The sequence below is a fragment of the Ethanoligenens sp. genome (assembly GCF_047718355.1).
Classification (GTDB): Bacteria; Bacillota; Clostridia; order Oscillospirales; family Ethanoligenentaceae; genus Ethanoligenens.
The window spans coordinates 1-21,474 of sequence record NZ_JBDNLG010000016.1; the positions used below are offsets into that span (position 1 = coordinate 1).

The following is a 21,474-nucleotide window of genomic DNA, read 5'->3' on the forward strand; positions in this document are numbered from 1 at the left end:
CCTTTACTATCAGTTCGTTCTTTTACTGCCACATCCGGTTCATGCTTATGTACTATCGACTTAATTTGTTCAAGTACATTCGCATATTCCTCTGTGGATTCAATTTCTAAAGTTAATGTCTTGTTCATGAAATTCATATATGCTTTGACTCCATTTAGTCCATTAACTTCATCTTCAATTTTGGCAGCGCAATTGGCGCAGTCCAAACCTTCTAACAAAAGCTCTTTCTTTAACATTCTGATCCTCCTACTCTATATAACGAATAAACGATTGCTTAATCGTTATATTATCATCATTGCAAACCGTTGTCAATATAAAAAACAAAAAAATGCAAACTATGTATATGTTAACTCAACAACATATAGATTTCCGCCCTCCAAGTCTGAGATAATGTCCTCAAAGAATGTGGGGAAGGCTTTATCATGCTTCCTGATAAAAATGGCAAGCAATGCATCGTGGTACCCACGATGCCCATTTCCCAATTTTTCGCTTGCGCGAAAATCGGGAAATTGCTTGTTGGTGGCAAGCCCCCAATCCCCTCTGATCGCACAATAAATTGTGCGGCTGCGCGTCCTGCGGACGCTTCCGGGAGCATGGACAGTTCAACGCTGCCCATGTTCTTTTTCCGCTTCGCGCCTGTCGGGGCCAAGCAGATGATCGACGTTTGCTTTCACGGTCAAAAGCTCTTTCATCTCATCGCGGGCCTTGCGATAATCAGCGTAAGCCGCCTTTTTCTCTGTCAGAAGCGCCGCATATTCGGCCTGTAAACTCTTGACGGTGGGAAGTTTTTTCACGCCCAGCTCATCAAACGCTTTTTTCGCCGCCTTATGCAAAAGGGTGTCACTCTCATGCTCCGAGAGAAACTTTTTTGAATACCCCGTCTTGCGGTAGGCAACATAGGTGTCGCGGGTTTTAGCATAATTGATGATCTGCGTTTTCAGAACGGCGATCTCGGCCAGTCGTTTTTCAGCCGTTTTGATTTGTGTGGAAAGCTCGTTGTACCGGGCGGCTGCCGCCGATGTTTTTTCAACCAGCGCATCGTACTCCAACAGGTTGTGCTCGGTTAGATAATTTACTGTCTGAGCCATCTGCTTGAGGTTGAACACCTTGGCCCAGCGTTCGTAACCAACGCCTTTTCCGGCGCGGAGTTTGGCCTGAATATCCACCAGCAGATTGACTTGTTTTTCCGGCATGGGCCGGATGATTTTCTTGCGTGGTTTGTGCGTTTTTTCGCCGGAGAGGACGGCCCGAAGCTCCGCTTCACTGTAGCCGCTGCCCAGCGTATCCAGCCGGATAAACCGCTTTTGATTCTTTCCGCGCAGGGATGGGATTTTTCCCGATTTGATTTCATATCCTGTGTCCCGCAAGAGCTTCAGGAGCGCATCAAAATCGGCGGGCTTTTGAGCTAAAGCCGCGTCTATTGCCATACGCAAAAGCTCCCGGTTTGAGGGCTTTGCCTGATCGCCCAGCCACTTGTTATAGCTCTTGCCGTGACGTTTCGGATTTTCCACGATGGACAAACCGTTCTCAATGCACAGTGTATCATTCAGCCGTCGCACGGCTCTGGTGCTTCCCCAAAAGTTTCGGAACTTCCGTGTGCAGTCGAGGGACGTGGAATTCCAGATGATATGATTATGGATGTGGTGTTTGTCGATGTGGGTGCAGACAATAAAAGCGTGGTTCCCGTTCGTAAAGCGTTTGGCAAGCTCACAGCCGATGCGGTTCGCTTCCTCCGGCGTGACCTCGCCGGGGACAAAGGACTGCCGGAGATGATAGGCGATCACATCGTCCGCACCGCGCGTCCTGCCGGTGAGCGCGGCATACTGCCGCTTGGAAAAAAGAAACTCGGCGTCGGCTGTTCGGCTGTCGCATTCATAACCGGTGATAAGCCTGCCGTAATCCGTTTTCTCCGGATTTTCCGCGTAATCAATAATGTCGCTGATTGCCGTGCCAACGTCCCGGCCCTTGCCGGTATGCAGCGGCATCAGCCGCGTCGTTGCCATAAGCCGCCCCTCCTTCCGTAAGAAAAACGGCCTGCTCACGGCAGACCGTTTTAGGAACTTTCTCAGCTTTCGCTTTTATATCTTATGACTGGAACCTGCTTAACCTTTTTCCCGATGGTTTTGCGCTCCAAAGCAAAAACCATGTCGGGAGCGCGCTCAAAATAGCCGATGTCCTTTTTCCAGCTCATGCCGCATCTGCAATGCTGCAAGCCTATAAATTGCTGCTTCATTTTTCTTCCGCACCGGACGCAGACCTTATTGCTTTTTCCCATATAACATCATCCTCTCGGATATATGAATATTGTATCATATCCCGGAGCAGATTTCAGCCGTAAACCCGGTCCTGAATCGCATACCGCAAATCCTGTATCTTGCTGATCAGCCACGCCGCCGCCATCGGGATTCCATATGGACTGACAAGGAACGCCATCACCAGCAGAATGATCCCGTTTGTGATCTGATGGGTAATCAGCGCCAGCACACCGAAGATGCCGAGGACCGTTCCAGCAAGACCGAACACCCACGCCGAGCAGTTCAGCAGACCGGAGCAGATCCAGACGAAAACGGTCAGAACCACGATGACCGGAGCGACGAGTATTTTCAGTATCAGCCTCATAAAATCGGCCCCCTTTACAATTTCTAATACAACTATAACGCCTATGCTGTTTTTTGCAAGGATGCGGCAAAAAAATAACGGGGCGGCTTACACGTCGTAAACCGCCCCATTTTTCGGGGCATACGCCCCTATTTTAATTTCGCAAGCACAGCGAGAATATCGTTAGCCGCCTGCCACAGTCGTTCCTGATTCTGGACAATATCCTCCAAATCCGCGTCGTAAACGCGCCCCGTTTCATGCACCCGCTTGGTAAGCTGGTTTAAGTTGTTGCTGGACCGGCGCAGGAGCGAAACCATCTCTTTCAACTCCGGCAGTTCCAGCCGGATGACATACCCGTCGATGGAGATTTTGCGAAGATATGCCGCCATATTTTTCGTACCGAGCTGCGCCATCTTCTGTTCGATCATTTCACGCTCCTGCGGGGTAACACGGAATTTTAGCTGGATTTGCCGGTTGCGATTCGCCATGTTACAGCTCCATTTCTTTGCCCTTGGATGAGGCGGGCGGCTTTGGCTCTGCCTGTGTTTTTTGCAGCTTTTTTCGGACGGACGGCTTGCGCTGGCGAAGCGGCTGGTCGCGGTTTTCATTCTTTTGGATGAACGCGAAAATCCCTTTCCGATCCTTGAGTGCGGAGAATGACAGAGACTTGAACGGCAACATGGCAAACAGACGATCCTGATCTTTGGTGGAAGCGCGAATCAGAAAATCCGGCGAGAGCTGCACCATGAAATTCGTACCACCGGGGCTGTTCGGCTCACGCTCGGATTGCAGACGCCGGAGCAGCCGCGCGGCCTCCGCCTGAATGTCCTCTTTGGTCAGAGGCTGGGTCAGCAGATATTCGCGCCGCGCCTGATTGATGAAAATATCCGTGAGGCCGGGGTTGACGGCATCCACTTCAAACGATGAGCGCCGGTCATCCCCGAAATAATCCTTATCTTCAAAGACGGGAATGGTTTTCGCCCAATCCTTGTTGTCGCGGGAAATACGCCCATCGAAATTCTTTCTCTGCGCCGTATTCGCCAGCACATAAAACATCCGTTCATAACCGAACTGATCGGCAACCTGTTTTACGCCCTCTTTTCCGAGACGGTTATCGCGGTAATTGTCCCGGATGGCCGTTTCAATTGCGTCCTTGCAGGCCACGTTTGCCTTGTGGGACGCGCGGTATTGTTCCAGTTCATCGTTTTCCCGCGCATAGGCGGCGGGATATTTATATACGGGTATCGTATTCATTTTTAACCTCCTGATTTATGATATAATTTGCGATATGAATGGGGGTGTGCGAAAGGCATACAGCGAACAGATGGGGCAGGACGCAAAAAAGAAATGCCGGTTGAACAATGAGGATATTGAGCTTGCCAAGCGCCTGGGCCTGAACCCGCGCAGCCTTGTCAAAAACATCCCGAATAAAAGCGAACCGTGGAAAGCGCCGGTCAGCGTCTGGCTGCATGAGATAGATGAAAAACGCCGGAAGAAAACCGAGCAAAAACAGAAACGCAGGGCAAAAGCCGCAGCCGCCCGAAATGAAGACTCCGACACAAAATGATTCTGTGCCGGAGCCTTTCTTTATCGGGTCAATTCATGTTTTGACTTTTTACCCGCCCCGCAGACGCAGGGCGTTTTCAGGCTCTCCAGTACGGAGGGCCTTTCGCTTTTTGCTATGACCTCCGACCTCTGGGCGGGAGCGCGGCTGTCGATATCCAGCAGCGCGTTCAGCTCCGCGAGGCGGGCGCTCTTTTGCGCAAGATCCGCTTCCTGCGGGAACGGCTTGCCGATCTCTGCCTTTGCCGCCGCTATCTGCGAATGGAGATTATCCAGCTGGGCGTGAACATTCTGCAACCGCTTCGGCATATCGGAAAGCGCGTTGTCAATGCGGATGAGATTGCCCCGCGCGTCCTTGCCCAGCGTGACGCGGTGGGTCATCTGCCCTTTGAGGGTAAGGATAAAATCCTGTCCGAACCCCTCCACGGACAGCGACATGGTAAAGCCCCGGTAACTGCCGATCTCCATCGGTTCCAGCCCCTTGACTTCTTTGCAGGCTTCGAGAATAGCGGCACCGGCGTTGTCCTTATCGGTGAGGGAATCGCCCCGTACCACCATCCCGGCAAAGCCGTCCTTCGGATGCGGGTGCGCTTCCAGCGTCGCCATATCCGTTTCCAAACCTTTGATGAAACCTTTATTCCGCTCAATTTCCTCCGGGAAGTATTTGAGCAGATTATCTTCCAGCCTGAATTGCTGACTCTGATGGTTGGCTTTCATGAGTTTCAGCTTGGCCACGTCCATGTCGAGGTCCATTTTCTCCTTGATCCGCTCGTCCCCGGCGCACAGGGCCTTGATCTCCGCATAGGAAAGCGCCGTTTCGTCGATGTCCTCGCAGGAGCGGACGGGGCTTTTGCTGGTCATGATCTGCGAAATAAATTTTTGCTTATTTTCCACAGTTTGCCAGAGGTACGAATCGAATGTCCCTTCGGTGACGTAACGGAAAATGTGCCCTTCGGGGTTGGTGTTGTACTGCCGGATGATGCGCCCGGACCGCTGTTCCAAATCGCCCGGCCTCCACGGGCAGTCCAGATCGTGGGATGCGATCAAAAGGTCCTGCACGTTCATCCCGGCCCCCATCTTGGCGGTGCTGCCCATCAGGACACGTACCTGTCCGGCGCGCACCTTGGCGAACAGCTCCTTTTTCTTCACTTCGGTATCGGCGTCGTGGATGAACGCGATTTCACCGGCGGGAACGCCCCGCGCGATGAGCTTGTCGCGGATGTCCGAGTAAACACTGAACGATTCCGGCGCGTCGGCCTCCGGCGAGGCGTCCTGCAAAGCGTGAAGCTCCGTGCCGCCCGCGAGCTTTCCACCGGCCCGGACCGCCCGGTCCTCCTTGGCGGCGGCGCGGCCCTTTGGGGTGGAAATGTCGCAGAAAACAAGCTGCGTCAGCTTTTTGTCCTGCCCGTCGTGCCAGAAGCGGAAAACGTTATTGACGCACATGTTGACCTTGCTGCCGGGATTGTCGGGAAGCATGGGGTTGATAACACGTTGATCGAGTCCAAGCTTGCGCCCATCCGACGTAATCTTCAGCATATTATCCACGGTCGGATCGACGGAACCGGAATGGACGGCGGCGGCGCGCTCCGAGAGCTTTTTTACCATTTCCTTCTGAATTTCCGAGGGCTGCGCGACTTCGTTGTGATATACCGGCGTCGGCGTGGGAAGGTTGAGCTGGTCGGCGGTCTTGATATCCGCCGCTTCCTTGAACAGCAGCATCAGCTCCGGCAGATTGTAGAAGCGGGCGAAGCGTGTGCGCGCCCGGTAGCCGGTTCCCTCCGGGGCCAGCTCAATGGCTGTCACAGTTTCCCCGAACGTCGAGGCCCAGCAGTCGAAATGGACGAGGTTCCGTTCTTTCAGGGTTTCATATTGGAGGTAGCGCATCATCGTATACAATTCCGTCATTGAATTGCTGACCGGCGTCCCGGTGGCGAACACGACGCCCCGGCTATGCGTGATCTCGTCGAGATACCGGCATTTCAGGAACATGTCGCTGGATTTCTGCGCGTCGGTGGTGGAAAGGCCCGCCACATTGCGCATTTTGGTGTAGAGAAACAGATTCTTGTAATTGTGCGCCTCGTCTACGAACAGGCGGTCCACGCCGAGCTGCTCAAAGGTCACGACATCATCCTTGCGGGAGTTGTCGTTTAGCCGCTTCAGCCGGGCCTCAAGCCCCTTCTTCGTGCGCTCCAACTGCTTGATGGTAAACTGCTCCGCGCCGCTGTCTTTCAGTTCTTCCAACCCGTTTTCAATTTCCCAAATCTGCTCCTGAATGAGCCTCTTTTGGCGTTCCAGAGAGACGGGGATTTTCTCAAACTGGCTGTGGCCCATGATGATCGCGTCGTAATCGCCGGTGGCGATCCGGGCGCAGAATTTTTTGCGGTTGCGTTTCTCAAAATCCTTTTTGGTAGTAACAAGAATGTTGGCCGAAGGGTACAGCCGCAGGAATTCGGAGGCCCATTGCTCCGTCAGGTGATTCGGAACGGCAAACAGGGATTTCTGACATAGCCCCAGCCGCTTGCCTTCCATTGCGGCGGCAATCATTTCATAGGTTTTGCCCGCGCCCACGACGTGCGCCAGCAGGGTGTTCCCGCCGTAAAGCTGGTGCGCCACGGCGTTGAGCTGATGCTCCCGCAGCTTGATTTCGGGGTTCATACCGGGGAATACAAGATGCCGACCGTCGTATTCACGCGGGCGGCTGGAATTGAACAGCTCGTTATATTTTTTCGTCAGGGTCTGGCGTCGGTCCGGGTCACGCCAAATCCAGTCATGGAAAGCGTCCTTGACGGCCTGCTGCTTCTGCTGGGCAAGGGTCGTTTCCTTGGAATTGAGGACGCGGCGCTCCTTGCCGTCCGGGTCGGTCACGGTATCGTAGATCCGCGTGTCCCGGAGATTGAGCGAATCCTCCAGAATCCGGTAGGCGTTGGCCCGGTCGGTGCCGTAGGTAACATACGCCGCCACATTGTTGTACCCGACGCTGTTTTTATTGGAAACAGACCATTCCGCCGTAAAGGAAGAATAGTTTACCCGAATGCCGTCGCGCACACCGGACGGCGGGTTCAAGAGTTCCTCCATGAACTGTTGGATGTACTCTTTATCGATCCAGGTCGCGCCGAGGCGCACTTCAATTTCCGAGGCGTCCAGGTCCTTTGGCTGGGCGGCTTCCAGCGCCTCGATGTTGGGAGCGATTTTCTCCGCAAGGTCGGGCCGCATTTCCGCCAGAGCCTTGGCCAGCCGCAACTTGCAGCGCACGTTGCCGGAAAGGTATTCGTCGGCAGTCACGAACGGGATATTGTCCAGCTTGTAAAAAGCTTTCGGGACGCTTGCCGGGTCCTGTTCGCCCAAATCGCGGAAAATCACGCCCCGCAACTCGTCGGCCAGCGCCTCCGGCGTTTTGCCGGTGAGGGAGGCCATGTAGTCCATATCCACCCTCGCCTTTTCCGCGATGGAGAGCGAGAGAGCTTCCGACGCGGTGTCCACGGAAGTGACAATTTTCCGCTGCCGAATGGTGCGCTTGGTAAACATGTCGGCCTTGCGTTCCAGTTTACCGTCCTCGTCGATCACTTCCAGTGAGCAGAGCAGATAGTACGAAGAATCCTCCGCAAACGCAAGGCTGTTGCCGCGCGAGTTGATGAGGCCGTATTTCGCGGAAAAAGTGTCATAGAGCCGGCTTAGCTCCGCCTGTGTTTTGCGGATTTCCGCGTCGGAAGCATACTCGTCGAGCTGCTGGTCGATGAGCTTCTGCACACAGTCCCGCAGCTCAACCATGCCCATGACGCGCGCTTTGGCCGTTTCGTTCAGCTCCGGCCGCACCATGCGGGAGTTTTGACGGTAATACAACTCTCCGTCTACGACTGTGTACGAGTAGTTTTTCACATCCGGATCAGCCGGGATGGAATCGTCGATTTCTTCATCTTCACCGAGATCGGGTAGCTCCGTTTCGGCAATCTGTCCCTGAAGGTGGGAAACTGCCTCATGGAGCTGCTGGGCAAGATTGGCGTCAGGGAATGGTTCACACGTCGTTTCCTGCTTGTCGCCGTATATGCTGTCGTCCCATTTGATGGTCCCCAGCACCATCTCCGGACGGTCGGCAAAGTAGCTGTTAATGGGAATTCCATCTTCGGTCTGGCCCAAATGCACCCAATCCGGTTCAATGTCGATGGGGCGGTCGCGCTTCTGGAGAAAAAGGATGTCGGTGGTGACTTCCGTCCCGGCGTTTGCCTTGAAAGCGTTGCTGGGCAGACGAATCGCCCCGAGTAAATCCGCGCGCTGTGCGATGTATCGCCGGACATCCGGGGACTGCTTATCCATCGTGTAGCGGCTGGTCACGAACGCGATTACGCCGCCCGGACGCACCTGATCGAGCGTTTTTGCAAAGAAGTAATCGTGGATCGGAAATCCGAGTTTGTCGTAGGCCCGGTCGGAAACCTTGTAACTGCCGAACGGCACGTTGCCTACGGCGAGGTCAAAAAAGTCTTTCCGGTCGGTGGTTTCAAAGCCCGCCACGGTGATGTTGGCGTTCGGATAGAGCTGTTTGGCAATCCGGCCCGTGATGCTGTCCAACTCAACTCCGTATAAATGACTTCCAGACAGTTCTTCGGGAAGTAACCCAAAGAAATTTCCGATGCCGCAGGCCGGTTCCAGAATGTTGCCGGTCTGAAAGCCGAGATTTTTCACGGCCTCATAAATGGCCTTAATGACCGTGGGGCTGGTGTAGTGAGCGTTCAGGGTGGAGGCCCGCGCCATTTCGTATTCCTCGGCGGTCAGCGCGCCGACCAGCTCGGTATACTCCTTTGACCATGCGGCATTGTCCGGGTCGAACGCCTGCGGGATGCCGCCCCAGCCGACATAGCGGGAGAGAGTTTCCTGTTCTTCCGGCGTCGCCGTGCGTCCCTCGGCCTCGATCTGTTTCAGGGTGCGGATAGCCGCAACATTGTATCCGTACTTGGTTTTCGCGCCGCCCTCGCCCAAATGATTGTCGGTGATGCGGAAGTTTTCGGCGGCGGGCTGTTCCGGTGTAAACAAAGAGGCGTTGCGTTCGTCCTGCCGGATGCCGTTTTCAAAGGCGTCGCGGCTGACCACTTCATGGCTCCACGAATAGGGACCGGTGTCGATGCGAACGTCCTTTTCCCCGACATAGCCCACGGTGCCGGACAGTTCCTGCCCTCCATAATCCAGTACCGCGTGATCGCCCGGTTGATAAAACGGTTTGCCATCCAGATTTGCAGGCCCCCGCAGGACCGGCTCATGGGAAAAGCCGTCCTGCTCCCGCTGATACAGGGCGCGGAGGATAGGGGCGATTTCTTCCCAACGGGCACTCCGTTTGCTGTTGTACTTGTCGTGGATATTGATTTCAAAACCCGTGGTGGTGGCAAAGAGATCCGCCGTCTCGCCGGTGGTCAGCTCCATCGTATCGGAAGTACCGGAATAGGTATCGGAAAGGCGCTGGGCCACGCGGGTGTTGCCCTCGTTTTCGCGGAAATACCCCGCGATATGCTCCTTGTCCCGCTGTTCCAGCAGGCCGGAAGTCAGGGTTTCGCGCAGATCGGCGTCCGTGTGTTCCAAATCCGCAGCGAGAAATTCCGTAATGGGGCCATTCCGGGAATCCCGGCGCAGCATATTTTCAAAGTTCTCCCGGCTCTCTGCGCGAAAAATGGGATAGGCAAGCGCCGGGTCGCGGAGCTGAACGTCGGAAGTGCCAATGTTGGTGATTTCAAAGGGCTTATTGTCCAGATATACCGTGTCGCCCACCTTGTAGGGCAGAGGGATTGTGGCGTTCTCGGGAATTGCCTGCTGGACATCCTCCCTCTGCTCGCCGGAAAGTGACAAGACCACGTTATGGAAAGTGATGCCGTTCTCGATGGTATCGCCGGTGCGGGTGATCGGCTGGCCGCTCAGATCTGACGTTGCCTGTTCTTCCTGTGTGTAAAACCGGTTCTCCCGGATGAGTTGGGCTATGCGCCGCTGCACCTTCGGCCAAGGCAAATCTGTCGATGTATGGCCTACGGTCACGGGAAAGGCCGGAAGATCGTCGCCGTACTCGGAGCGAAGAAACGCCGCCGTGTCCTTGTCGCGGGCGTGTTCCCGCATGTATTCGACAACGGCGTGTTTGTTCTTGATGTCGCCGTTCCATTCCTGAAGGGCGGCGTCAATGTCGGCCTGTGTCGTAACGCGTTTTTCCGGCTTCTGTGGTGCAGGCATAGAAAAAGCGGAGGGCTTTTCGCTCTCCGCTTCATCAATCCGCTGTATTTGTTCCTGCTCCGACGGAAAGAAACTTAGCTGTAGATAAGCTCCGTCAGAATCGTTTCCTCGGCCTGCGCTTTCAGGTCGTTCATGAGGCCCACCCAGCGCATCGGGTCGGAGGCTTTCAGGCTCTCCGTCACGCCCGCCGATTTCATCAGCTCCCGCATCATCCGTTCCAGCCGCGCCGTCGCCGTCCGCTCGGTCTCCAACAGGTGCGGGTACAGCTTCTCCGACAGCAGCAGGTTGCTGTACAGGACCGGACGGTGCTCCTTCAGGTAATTCTTCCGCATCCTCCCGTATTTCCCGATGCTCTCCGTCTGCTCCGTGATCGTCAGATCGGGAATCAGATAATCCCCGTTCTTCGTGTAGGTCAGGTTGTTCTCCATGTGTGGCGCTCCTTTCCGCGAGATGCTCGCGCTCCTGATTTTTGACGGTGACTTCAATTTGCCGCAGCACCCGTTGACTTCCTTCGCTGACCGCCGTGCCGAGGGCGGCGACGGTATCGGGCGTGTTGAAATCAAAAATACTCAGAAAATCCTCATGCTCAAAATATTCGTCGGGTTCCAGTCCGCAGCGGGACAAAACCGCGTAGGTGATGCTGACGGCTGCGGCGGTGCGAAATTGTGCACCGATGTTGAACTCATCATATTCCTCTAAAAAGCTGCCGTCAACGATGTGGAGGATGTCGTACTGATGTTCCTGCCAATATTCGTTCACCAACTGTCCGGCGATCTGCTCCAACTGGTCGGTAAAACCCTTTTCGCCGGAAACCTCGTATTCCTGTTCCAGCGCCGCCGTAACCGCATCCTCATGCTCCGGGCGGTACTGCCAAAGGAGCGGGTGTCGGGAATCGTCCCGGCTTCCCGTGTCGGAAACGTCAAAGACGTACCGGATTCTCGGCCTATCGCCGGAGGCGTCGATGAGCGCAATCCCCTTGCTGCCGCGCCGGATGTACCGGTGCATTTTTTCGTTCCAAAGCTCATACCCGGCGCAGGCTGTCGCTTCGGGCCGCTGGGCGTAGATCATGAGTTGCTCATGATACGGATATTTGTAGAGCCGCGCGGCGGTTTTCAGAAAATCCGTCCAGCTTTCATGACTGGCGGTGATCTGCGTCGCCGCGTGGTTGGCCATTTGTGCCAGAGCCGTTACCGTGCTTGGCATATTGAAAATCCTCCTTTCGGTCTTTGAAGCAAAAAAAGAACAGCCCGAAGGCTGCTCTTTAATAGAAAAGCATTGTGTTCTATTTGTTTATAACTTGGAATTTGTCATTTTATCCGGTCGAATCGACCTAAAACCATATTGCTTTGATAATCAAATATATGATCAGAAGCCACAATAACACAATGGGTAAGGCGAAATACCATTTTTTCGGTTTTCCACCCGCCCAAAGGCCATCCGCTTCCTCTCGGCATTTGTCAAAGATCTCTGGAGGTATCAGCCGTATGGCAAGTGTCGCCAACGAGGGCAACAGAATAACATCGTCCAGATAGCCCAATACCGGAATAAAATCAGGAATTAAGTCTATGGGAGACAAAGCGTAAACAACAGTAAGTCCGGCTACAATTTTTGCCGCAATGGGAGTTTCTTTCTTTTTCATAGCAATGAATAATGCCGGAATATCTGTTTTGAGCTTTTTTGCCCGTTCCTTCAGGTTCATCCGTTATCCTCCGAATATCAGCATGTATGCACCCACAACGCAGAGCAACACAGCAACATAGTTTTGAAACTTTCCCTTCTCCATTTTCTTTATTACGCGGTTTGCTGCAAACGTTCCAATCACCATCGCCGCACCCATGGCAAGACCTGTAAGTAGCGCTTGCAGGCTAAGGCCAACCAGCTTGCTGTATATGACTGTTTTTAGAATGTGCATGGCCGTGGCGGTTGTGGCCTCACTAGCGATATAAGCAACGGGTGGCAGTCCAAGAGTCAGAAATGCTGCCGCCCCAATTGGCCCGCCGCTTCCGGCAAGGCCGGACAGAAGGCCGGTAGCCGCGCCGCCGATCAGCATAGCCTTTTTGCCGTTCTTGAACTCTAATTTCCTAACCACCTTAATCAGTACAAGGAGAATCAGGACCCCACCGATACAACGGGTAACAATCTCTTTGGGAAGCACAGAAAAACCAAACGCGCCAAGAGCGGCCAGTGGGAGCGCCGTCACGCAGAACAGGCCAACTGATTTCCAGTCGATCTGCCAGAACCCAAATGCCATACGGGAGAGGTTTCCGATAAGCTGAGCAAGGGTTAGTACCGGTACGGCAACCTCAGCGCCGACACAGGCAGTTACTACCGGCAACAGAAGCAGGGCACCACCAAAACCGGCAGCGCCCGATACAAAAGCAGCGATAAAACTGGCAAAAATCAAAATAGCGTAGATCATATCTATCTCCAAGCAAAAGCACTTTTATAATTAAGCGTAGTACGGAAATAGAAGTCGGCCTGCTCGACAGATTTCTGTCTATCAGTATATCGCACATTCAGGAAAATGTCACCATACAGGTAAATCTGCTATTCAGCCTCCTCATCAAAATCCGGTAACAGGTCGAGCGCGGCATATTCTTCGTCACTCATGCTCCGGAGTTTTCCCAACGCGGAATCCGTCAGGGCCAGAAGCTCCGTTTCCTCCGCGCCGAGATAGCCGCGCATATGCGTCAGCTCCGCGATCAGGCCCTCCCGCGTCCCGGTGTTGTAAATGCACATCAGGTTGATTTCATCATTGGTAAACATATCACCGCTCCATTTCCGCGCCTCTGTCGGGCGCTGTTTTTTTGTGTTCTCGGCTGACCGGCTGATTTCTGAGCCGTTCCACGACGGACTTTTTCTTTTCGTCGTCTTCCCGCCGAGACGCCTCGGCAAGCTCCAGAAGGGAGATCGGCTGACCGGTTTTGGACTGCTGTTCCAGCTCCGCGACGGTGGGATTTTTTCCGTTGTCGATGATGCCGTCGATCATGTCGTAATCGTCCTCCATCGACATTTCCGCGCTTTTCAGGTAGTTTTCCGGCTTCAGAAAGGCCGGAATCTCCTGAAAACCGAAGCTGTCCACATAGTGACAGGATACAACGCCGTTCTGTTTGAGCGCAACGATGTCGCTGACGGACAGGCTTGGCCTGTGATAATCGGCGGGATGATCGTTGTTAAACCTGTCCCACAAAACGGCCAGTCTTTCCTCTGTATTGCCCTTATCGGTAAGCGGCGCGGTGTAAGCGAGGTCGTAGTTGCCGTGATCCACGGAAACGCCTTTGGATTCCAGCCAACTGAGCGGCTCAAACCGGATGTCGCGCAGCTCGTCGTTGCCCTTCACCTGATAAATGGCAAAAGCGTCCTGAGAGGTTTTCAGAAAAGCGGCTTCGCGCTGCTCCTGATGCTTCATCCGATCCTCTATGGCTGCGGAAAACTCCCGGCTTTCCTCCCATTCCTCGCGGCTCACGGCGAACAGGCCACTGTGAGCTTGAATCTCATCCGGGTCGAATGCCATGCTTGCGCAGCCGTCCTCGATCATGTAAACAGTGAGGTCCTGCTCAAAAAGCTCCAATGCCCGGTCTTTGGAGAGGGGCAGCAGGTCGCCGTCCAGATACCCGCAGGCTTCCAGATCGGCCACGGTCAGGTCCGAATCCGGCATGGGGTATTCGTCGAGCGCCAGCTCCGGTGCGTCCGGCAGCATGTTCGCCGCTTTCGGTTGGTCGGGCGCTGTCTGTGGTTCCGGTTCAGCTTGCTCATGATCGCCTAAATTATTTTTACGGATATATTCCTGTACATCCTGTTCACGCACGGCGGCAATCTTGCTCAAAATATCAAGCGACACCTTTTCCGAGGTTTCAGGAACCAGGTGTTCAAGAACAAGCGCCTGTTCGTAAGCGGTTGGAATGGAACTGACGCCCTCATCGGCAAACCCGCTTGCCGTTTCCCGCAGGCTCTCCTTATCGTAAAGGGTATAGCCGTATCCGTCCTCATTTTCCTTCAAATAAAGATAGGCGGCGTTGTCCAGCAGATACATCGCCTCGGCTTCCCTCGGTGGGTAAATCTTTTCAATTTCATCCAGCCGCCGCAGAAGCTCATCCGGGAACGCCGCGCCCTCGACCTTGGCGGCATTGAGAATAGCTGCACGGGTATCTTTTCCGTAACCGCTTTTCAAATCCTCCACGGTGGCCGGGACTTCTTCCTCAATGGAATTCAGAGGGAACGGCGGTTCCATGACGGAAGCCGTGTACCGATATGCGTCCCCGGCGAACTGTTCCAGAACGGTATCATACTCTTTCAGGACCTCGCGGAAGTTTTGGTCGATGTCGGAGATCAGACCGGAGGCGGTCTTGTTGATGGTTTCCAAAGAGGCCCGCAGCTCAGGCAATTCCTTGCCACGGCTCCATGTGGCAATATAGCCGAAGCTGTTCTCGCCGGTCTGAATGCCGTAATACTGGCAGACGGCGTAAGAAACGCTCTCGGCCTCCACTTCCTCGGTGTGCCGGTCTTTCGGCTTGGGCGGTTCGGCGGTTTCATCACTCTTGGCGGCGGCAAGGCGGGCCTGTTCATAGTTATGCAGCGTGGCGTGAGTGATTTCGTGAACGGCGGCGGAGACGGTCTGCACCTCGCTCATGCCCGACCGGATAGCGATACGCTGGTTTTTCTCGCCGAAATAGCCGTCCGTATTCGGCTCCATCGCTTCAAAAGCAAGCGGAACGGGGGACGAGCGCCGTAGCGCCTCCATGAAAATCTCATATTGCTTCACATTTCCCGTGAGATCGTTGGCCAACATCGGCAGCGGTTTTCCCTCGGTCTGCGACACGTCAAAAACGGAAACCACCTTGTACATGGGGATTTTGATTTCCTTTTCCTCCATGATGACCTTGCCGTCCGCGTCCAGCACGGGAGCCTTGGTATCCGGGTCGAGCTTTTCTTCCTCGATTTTCTTTTTGAACGGCGTGGGCGCGATGATTTTGATGCCTTTTTCGCCACGCATGACGTTTCGGCTGAACTGATCACGCCACTTGTTGAATCCGGCAACCAAAGTGGCGTCCGGCTTCTGCATGTAGATGAGCATGGTGTTGTTGACGGAATAGCGGTGGAACCGGGACATGGTGCGGAGATACTGTGCGTATCGGTCGCTCTGGAACAGGCTTTGGATACCCTGTTCGATGCTGTCGGTGATTTCTTTCAGCCGTTCCTTATTTTTTTCAGCCATTTGTGTGCTCCTTTCACAGTTCATAGAATCGAAAAAAGCGCGCCCCCGCACAGGCCGGGGTAAACCTATGCGTGAGCGCGCTCATTATTTGTTTTCGGAGCGTATGCTCCTGCTGGGAGGGCGTATTGTCGCTGCTTTAGCCCGTAAACTGTCGTCTGCGCGCCGCTGATCGTTATACGGTTCCCGGACGGAAACACAGCGTTTGGGGACAAGATAGCTGACGGACCCGCAATGCTCCGGGCGCTCCGGTTTCACCTTGTCGGGGTATTTCTCCGAAAGCCGTTTGAGTTTTTGGATGAGCTTTTTATTGTGCGTGTAAACGCTGGCCGTCGCTTCTTCCTCGTTATAGCAGATGATTGTTTCCTTCTCATATTTTGTAAGTTTCATGATCCGCCACGCTTTTTCTTCTCCGAATCAAATTCCAGCCTGAAATTGACGTGTTCTCCGGTATCCTCCAAAATCACCGTGGCGTCATAGGTCTTGCCGGTTTTCTCAGAATAGCAGTCGGTGAGCTTTGCGCGCCCGTCCTTCAGGAGCGCGGCGGCGACGGATTTTGTCAGCGCCTTTTTCTTGACAGCGAAAAACCGGTTATCCTTCCAAAGTCCGAATCGGCAACCGTTGCTTTCGCAGAAAAATCCCTTTTTGCTTTCGGTCACGCTGCCGCCGCAGCGGGGGCATTTGCCGATCACTTCACGCGCGGAGGGAAACAGCACATCTGCGCCCTTGACCGGTGTATAGGTTTTTATAAGTTCCCGGAGCATGGATGAAATCCCGTTCATAAAAGCGTCCGATCCCAGCTCGCCGCGCTCCACCTGTTTGAGCCGGTTTTCCCATTCTGCGGTCAGCAGCGGGGATTGAAGCTGCTCCGGCAGAACGGTGACAAGCGACATACCTACTTGCGACGGGATGAGGTTAACGGTTTTCTTCGCTTTTTTCCGTTCTACGAATCCGGTGGTAACGAGCTTTTCCAGAATGGCCGCGCGGGTGGCGGGAGTGCCCAAACCTTTTCTTTCCGCATCGTCGGGCATATCCTTCGCGCCCGCCGTCTCCATTGCGGAAAGCAGAGTGTCCTCCGTATAGTGCTTGGGCGGCGAGGTTTTGCCCTCTTTTACGGAAGCGGAAGCAACTGGAATATTCTGTCCTTCCGTCAGCTCCGGCAGAGGTTTGTCGGCCTGCTCCTGCAAATAGATTTTCCAGCCCGGAACGAGTATCGTCTTGCCCTTGGCAGTAAAGCCATACCCGGCACAGTCCAGCGTGACGGCGGTTTCGGCGTATTGGTGTGCACTGCCGACCGCACAGAGAAGCTGCCGGGAAACCAGCCGCAGGATTTCACGCTCTCCGGCGGGCAGCGCGGAAACATCCGCTTTGCCCGCGCCGGACGTGGGGACGACGGCGTGATGGTCGCTGACCTTCGCGCTGTCGCAGATCTGACCGGCGTTGAGGTTTTCGGGAATATCCGCGCCGCAGATCATGGCGGCAACGGAGGCAAGTTCCGGGACGGTCCCTTCCATATCATTTGTCAGGAACCGGCTGTCGGTGCGGGGATAGGTGCAGAGCTTCTTTTCATACAGCGATTGCAGATAGTCGAGCGTCTGCTGGGCCGTGTAGCCGAGCAGGCGATTGGCGTCGCGCTGGAGGGTGGTCAGATCGTAAAGCGCGGGAGCCTTTTCGGATTTTTCTTTTCGTTCCACGGCTTTGACAGTGGCCGTTTTCCCTTTGCAGGCGGCAGCAACGGCCTCGGCCTCCGGCTTCTGTTTGAGCCTGTCGCCGGTGGCGGTGAAACCGCCGCAGTCGAGATTGACCGTGTAAAACGGCTCCGGCTGAAACGCGGAAATCTCCGCTTCCCGCTGCACGATGAGCGCCAGCGTCGGGGACATAACGCGCCCGACATTCAGTGTTCGATGATAGAGTACAGAAAACAGGCGTGTCGCGTTGATACCCACCAGCCAGTCAGCCTTGGAGCGGCAGAGAGCGGACTGATGCAGGCCGTCGTAATCCCGGCCCGGTTTCAGATTGGTAAAGCCCTGCCGGATGGCCTCGTCCTCCATAGAGGAAATCCAGAGCCGTTTCATCGGCTTGGAACAACCAGCCATGTCGTACACGGTGCGGAAGATCAGTTCGCCCTCGCGCCCAGCATCACAGGCGTTGATAACTTCTTCCACATCGTCGCGGCGCATCAAGGTACGGAGAATACCGAACTGCTTTTGTTTGCCCCTGCTTATGATAAACCGCCAGTTATCCGGTAAAATGGGTAAATCTTCGCACCGCCATTTCGCGTATTTTTCATCATAGGCATCGGCGCTTGCCAGTTCCGCAAGATGGCCGAGGCACCATGAAACGAGGTAGCCGCCGCCATCCAGATACCCGTCGCCGCGCTGCTTCGCGCCGATCACGGCGGCGATACTCTGAGCAACCGAGGGCTTTTCACTGATTACAAGCCGCATTTTCAATCTCCTTTCGTTTCGGCGTGATGATAAGGTCACGATACCTGTCATGGGATTGTTCGGGACGGCCTTTCGGTGGAACGGGAGGTCGTTCCTCCCGCCTGTACCGGGGCTTTTGCACCATCATCCGCTCGAAAAGGCTGTCGGTGAAAAAGGTCATTCGTCCTCACGCTCCGTTTCACCGTCAGATGATTCGGGACCGTCTTTTTGCGTTGCTTCCTCATCAGGAGCTTCCGGTTCATCATCCGGCTCAGATTCGTCGTCCCCGCCATCGGTGTAATCGTAATCGTCCGGGTCGGGCCTGTTTTTGTCCTTTTTATCCGGCTTGCGGAATTTGAAGAACCAGACTGCCGCACCGGCGAGAACGGCTGCAAGTACGGCAACCGCCGCGATTCCGGCGCTGTTATTCTGCTTTTCCGGCTGGGAAACGGATGAAACCGTGGGCGTTGATGCGGTCGGCGCGGAGGATACCTCCGGGCTGGAAACTGTCTTGGACGAGGAAGAACCGGAAACATCCTCGTTGTCGCTCTTTGCCAGCGCAAGCAGGTCCTTGTCCGTCACGGCGTCAAGAAAATAGACGTTTTCGGCGTTTTTCTGCCGGTCGATAATCAGGTAAAAGACGTGCTTGCTCGGCGTGGTAATGGTGAAAAACTCCTTGCCGTCCTCGTTGGTCACGTTGTCGATCACCGTCCCGGTGCCGTCCGGCGTCAGCGGCTTGAGAGATGTTCCGGAAGACGTTGCGGATGACGCCGACGACGAAGCGGTGCTGCTCTGCGCGGCGCTGGAACTGCTCAAAGTCGGAGAGGTCGTCTCTTCGCTGTAAGCGAGAGCGTTGACGGAAAAAGCCGCCGTGCAGGACACGACGGCCATCAGGCAGATCAATATGCGGATTTTAGATTTCTTCATGATGTTCCTCCTGTTTGTTCTGATCAGATACGAGCCGGTTTTCGCGGGATGCTTTCATGAGCGCGGACAGTTCCTCCGCCGTCATGCCCATGCCCCGCACAAGGCCGACAATATCGAGATTTTCCAGTTCCCGGCGCTGCTTTTCCAGTTCCTTCTGCCGGTTTTGCAGTGCGGAGATTTTCTCTGTGTTTTTTGCATACTCGGCGTCGATTTTCTTGAATTTCGGATTCACGGTTGATTCCTCCAATCTGTTTATGGGTTCGGTAAACGTCCGAACGTGTAAAAATGGCTCTGCCAGTAGCTTGTGTTGAGATTTGAATAGCCGATGGGGTCACCGGCCGCGAGCATCATGCCGTTTCCGACGTAAATGCCCACGTGGGACACGCCGTCGGTGTCGTAGGTGTGTTCAAAGAAAACAAGGTCGCCGGGTTTGGCGTCGGCGGGAGAAACCGGAGTGCAGATGTTGCAAAGACCCTGTGCTCCCAGCCGTCCCACATTCCATCCGCTGTGATTGATTACCCACGACACGTAACCGGAACAGTCGAACGAGGTTTTCGGGCTGCTGCCGCCCCAAACATAGGGATAGCCGATGTATTTCCGTGCCTCCGTCATCATGGCGGCGAACCGCGCGTCCGTCATTTCCTCCGGTGGGATATCATATTCAGTGGGCTTTTTGACGGTGGATGCGTTCGGATAGGCCGACGCAGGAAACAGATCGGGCCGGTTGCCGAGAGTGGACATGTACATCGAGTACACACCGAGCTGATCCTCGTTCATGATGGAAATGGGAAGATGGGACAAATCCTCGTTGTGCAGTTTCACGTTGCAGACGGTGTAGGTATAGGGAACCTGCCGGGTTTCGGTGTGGGTCGTGCCGTCCGGGTCCGTCACGGTATCCGTTTCCGTGCGATAGCGGGTTTCCGTCTCCACGGTCTGCGTCAGTTGGTATTCTTTTGAGAACAGAGTGGAAAGTGTGTCCCGGACTTCATCCAGCGTCCATTCGCCGCCATGCCATGCGGTCAGAATGGAAATCAGCACATAGGGGTCGTGGCCGATTTTGTCGAGCGTATAGTGATATTCGTCATAGCCGGGGTGCCGCTGCTCATAATGGTCGATTTCGTCCTGAAGACCCGTTTCCTTTTGGGCGTAAGCGGCTTCCGCGCCGAGCATGGCATCGTCCGTGGAAGGATAGGTGGACGCGGTAACGCCGGACAGCGCGCCTTCCAGCAGAACCGAGCTGGAGGACAGGACATTCAGAAGCAGGACCAGTACCAGAAAAACGCCTGCGGCGATCAGAAAGCCATTCCGGTGTCGTCCGACAAAAGCCGTCGCCCGCTTGCTCTCCCGTGCCGCCGCTTTTCCCGCCTTGACAGTGTTTTCGGCAGTTTTACCGGTGGTGCCAGCGAACTGCCCGGTCCGTTTCGCGGCGGCATACTGTTTTTTGACAGCCCGCTTTTGCCGCCAGTGGGCCAAAGGATTGCCGGAGGGCTGCGGATTGTCCCGCACGGCTTTTTTCTGCAAATAACCGAGATTGGCGCGGTCAAGTTGCCTTTCCGCTTGGGCCGATTTCCGGTAGGGCTTCAGCTTGTGGGAACGGTGGGCGCTGCGCAGCAGACGCCCGCCCGTTTCGGCGGCTTCCTCGCTTTTATGCGCGGCCTCCACGCCCACGTTTTCCTCTTCGGACTGCCGAATTTCCCGATGAAACTGCATCAAAGCGGCGTTTCCGGGTGCGTCCCGGACGGCGTGTGTGAGCTTTGACGGCTTTTTCTTGCCCACTTCCTCAAATTTCAGACGCGTCGTGACCTTGCCGGTGGCCGGGTCAACGAAGTGCTGACGCTTGAAAACGGTTTTTTTCGGTATTTTTGCCTGCGCCTGATCCGCTTTTACCGCCTCTTTTTGCACTCTGCGGACAGATTTTTTTAATACAGGGTCGGCGCGTTCCTCCTTTGTGAATTGCAGGCGGGGCGCTCGTTTTTCCATCGTCGTCACCTCCTTTTGGGCATGAAAAAACCCGCCTCATTTCGGAATGAAGCGGGTTGATAGTTAGTTTAATCACTTTTTCTTAGGCAATGAAGGAATAACATTACTGAGCCATTTATCAAATTGACCTTTTTTGTCACCTTCATATGCATCATAGGCTGCTGGATACAATTTCTGAAAAGCTGCCTTAAAATCATCAAGGGAATAGCCATCAGGCAAGGAATCGCGTACCCGTGTTAGCTTTTTATTGATTCCATCCACCAAATTGCCCTTGGGTTTTTTCCCTAAATAAATGGGCTGTCCGCCCTTTGTAACACCTAAAGCTTGTGTAGCCATAAAAGCTGCTTCTTTCACTGTAAAAACGATGTCATGTATAGCAAGTCTTGCTAAAATATCTCTGGATTGTTGGCAATCATATTCTTTAAGTTCATTAACAGCCGACAATCTCTCACGCCAACTGTTTTGATTATTTGCCATACGTTTCAGATCTTCAATATTGAGTGGAGTTTCTTTTTTCATAAATACACCGTCCTTTCTTGTTCAAAATAATTATAACATATTTCCTTT

General features: G+C 54.4%; 21 protein-coding genes and 1 pseudogene. 3 read left to right on the forward strand and 19 right to left on the reverse strand.

What is annotated here, in order from left to right; genetic code table 11:
• From ABF463_RS04090 to ABF463_RS04115, 6 genes are all read right to left on the reverse strand, one after another.
• Positions 1 to 236 (reverse strand): cation transporter (locus tag ABF463_RS04090; protein WP_415532279.1); only part of this gene is annotated, 236 nt, incomplete at its 3' end.
• A gap of 366 nt (positions 237 to 602) precedes the next feature.
• Positions 603 to 2,003, reverse strand: coding sequence for a relaxase/mobilization nuclease domain-containing protein (locus ABF463_RS04095; RefSeq protein ID WP_415532280.1), 1,401 nt, complete (start codon positions 2,001 to 2,003; stop codon positions 603 to 605).
• A gap of 62 nt (positions 2,004 to 2,065) precedes the next feature.
• Complete coding sequence (locus tag ABF463_RS04100; RefSeq protein ID WP_415532281.1) at positions 2,066 to 2,275, reverse strand: hypothetical protein; 210 nt, start codon at positions 2,273 to 2,275, stop codon at positions 2,066 to 2,068.
• A 53-nt stretch (positions 2,276 to 2,328) separates the two neighbouring features.
• Complete coding sequence (locus ABF463_RS04105; protein WP_415532282.1) at positions 2,329 to 2,619, reverse strand: CD1845 family protein; 291 nt, start codon at positions 2,617 to 2,619, stop codon at positions 2,329 to 2,331.
• Between the two features lie 128 nt (positions 2,620 to 2,747).
• Positions 2,748 to 3,086, reverse strand: coding sequence for a plasmid mobilization protein (locus ABF463_RS04110; protein ID WP_415532283.1), 339 nt, complete (start codon positions 3,084 to 3,086; stop codon positions 2,748 to 2,750).
• Position 3,087: 1 nt separating this feature from the next.
• On the reverse strand, positions 3,088 to 3,852 hold the full coding sequence (locus tag ABF463_RS04115) for a DUF3849 domain-containing protein (RefSeq protein WP_415532284.1): 765 nt from the start codon (positions 3,850 to 3,852) through the stop codon (positions 3,088 to 3,090).
• 46 nt (positions 3,853 to 3,898) lie between these two features.
• On the opposite strand from ABF463_RS04115, the gene ABF463_RS04120 reads away from it, so the two are divergent.
• Positions 3,899 to 4,165, forward strand: coding sequence for a hypothetical protein (locus ABF463_RS04120; RefSeq protein WP_415532285.1), 267 nt, complete (start codon positions 3,899 to 3,901; stop codon positions 4,163 to 4,165).
• Between the two features lie 20 nt (positions 4,166 to 4,185).
• Here the strand turns inward: ABF463_RS04120 and ABF463_RS04125 are convergent.
• Positions 4,186 to 10,326, reverse strand: a pseudogene (locus ABF463_RS04125) (DEAD/DEAH box helicase family protein); the annotation flags it as partial.
• Positions 10,327 to 10,436: 110 nt separating this feature from the next.
• Positions 10,437 to 10,790 (reverse strand): TnpV protein, encoded by a 354-nt coding sequence (locus ABF463_RS04130; protein WP_415532286.1) that lies wholly within the window; start codon positions 10,788 to 10,790, stop codon positions 10,437 to 10,439.
• On the opposite strand from ABF463_RS04130, the gene ABF463_RS04135 reads away from it, so the two are divergent.
• Positions 10,789 to 11,061: a hypothetical protein gene (locus ABF463_RS04135; protein ID WP_415532287.1), complete on the forward strand. Its 273-nt coding sequence runs from the start codon at positions 10,789 to 10,791 to the stop codon at positions 11,059 to 11,061. The two genes, ABF463_RS04130 and ABF463_RS04135, sit on opposite strands and share 2 nt — an antisense overlap.
• 36 nt (positions 11,062 to 11,097) lie before the next feature.
• Positions 11,098 to 11,592, forward strand: a complete 495-nt coding sequence (locus tag ABF463_RS04140; protein ID WP_415532288.1) for a hypothetical protein — start codon at positions 11,098 to 11,100, stop codon at positions 11,590 to 11,592.
• A gap of 100 nt (positions 11,593 to 11,692) precedes the next feature.
• On the opposite strand, the gene ABF463_RS04145 is transcribed toward ABF463_RS04140, so the two are convergent.
• The 11 genes from ABF463_RS04145 to ABF463_RS04195 all read right to left on the reverse strand — a co-directional run bounded on the left by ABF463_RS04145 (position 11,693) and on the right by ABF463_RS04195 (position 21,426).
• Complete coding sequence (locus ABF463_RS04145; RefSeq protein WP_415532289.1) at positions 11,693 to 12,061, reverse strand: YkvA family protein; 369 nt, start codon at positions 12,059 to 12,061, stop codon at positions 11,693 to 11,695.
• Between the two features lie 3 nt (positions 12,062 to 12,064).
• On the reverse strand, positions 12,065 to 12,781 hold the full coding sequence (locus tag ABF463_RS04150) for a sulfite exporter TauE/SafE family protein (protein WP_415532290.1): 717 nt from the start codon (positions 12,779 to 12,781) through the stop codon (positions 12,065 to 12,067).
• A gap of 128 nt (positions 12,782 to 12,909) precedes the next feature.
• Positions 12,910 to 13,128, reverse strand: coding sequence for a transposon-transfer assisting family protein (locus ABF463_RS04155; protein ID WP_415532291.1), 219 nt, complete (start codon positions 13,126 to 13,128; stop codon positions 12,910 to 12,912).
• A 1-nt stretch (position 13,129) separates the two neighbouring features.
• The gene (locus tag ABF463_RS04160; RefSeq protein WP_415532292.1) at positions 13,130 to 15,577 is read right to left on the reverse strand and encodes a YodL domain-containing protein; all 2,448 of its coding nucleotides are present in this window, start codon (positions 15,575 to 15,577) and stop codon (positions 13,130 to 13,132) included.
• Positions 15,578 to 15,661: 84 nt separating this feature from the next.
• Entirely contained in the window at positions 15,662 to 15,964 is a 303-nt protein-coding gene (locus ABF463_RS04165; RefSeq protein WP_415532293.1) for an immunoglobulin, read from the reverse strand.
• Positions 15,961 to 18,021 (reverse strand): DNA topoisomerase 3, encoded by a 2,061-nt coding sequence (locus ABF463_RS04170; protein ID WP_415532294.1) that lies wholly within the window; start codon positions 18,019 to 18,021, stop codon positions 15,961 to 15,963. Before ABF463_RS04170 ends, ABF463_RS04165 begins: the two co-directional genes overlap by 4 nt.
• A complete protein-coding gene (locus ABF463_RS04175) occupies positions 18,002 to 18,181 on the reverse strand; it encodes a hypothetical protein (protein WP_415532295.1) in 180 nt (59 codons plus the stop codon). The genes ABF463_RS04170 and ABF463_RS04175 overlap by 20 nt, the downstream gene beginning before the upstream one ends.
• Positions 18,178 to 18,927, reverse strand: a complete 750-nt coding sequence (locus tag ABF463_RS04180; protein WP_415532296.1) for a CD1107 family mobile element protein — start codon at positions 18,925 to 18,927, stop codon at positions 18,178 to 18,180. The genes ABF463_RS04175 and ABF463_RS04180 overlap by 4 nt, the downstream gene beginning before the upstream one ends.
• Complete coding sequence (locus ABF463_RS04185; RefSeq protein ID WP_415532297.1) at positions 18,914 to 19,159, reverse strand: DUF4315 family protein; 246 nt, start codon at positions 19,157 to 19,159, stop codon at positions 18,914 to 18,916. Before ABF463_RS04185 ends, ABF463_RS04180 begins: the two co-directional genes overlap by 14 nt.
• A gap of 20 nt (positions 19,160 to 19,179) precedes the next feature.
• Positions 19,180 to 20,907 carry a CD1108 family mobile element protein gene (locus tag ABF463_RS04190; protein WP_415532298.1) on the reverse strand — a complete coding sequence of 576 codons (1,728 nt, stop codon included), beginning with the start codon at positions 20,905 to 20,907 and terminating at the stop codon, positions 19,180 to 19,182.
• 72 nt (positions 20,908 to 20,979) lie between these two features.
• Positions 20,980 to 21,426 carry a HEAT repeat domain-containing protein gene (locus tag ABF463_RS04195; RefSeq protein ID WP_415532299.1) on the reverse strand — a complete coding sequence of 149 codons (447 nt, stop codon included), beginning with the start codon at positions 21,424 to 21,426 and terminating at the stop codon, positions 20,980 to 20,982.
• Positions 21,427 to 21,474: the final 48 nt, after the last annotated feature.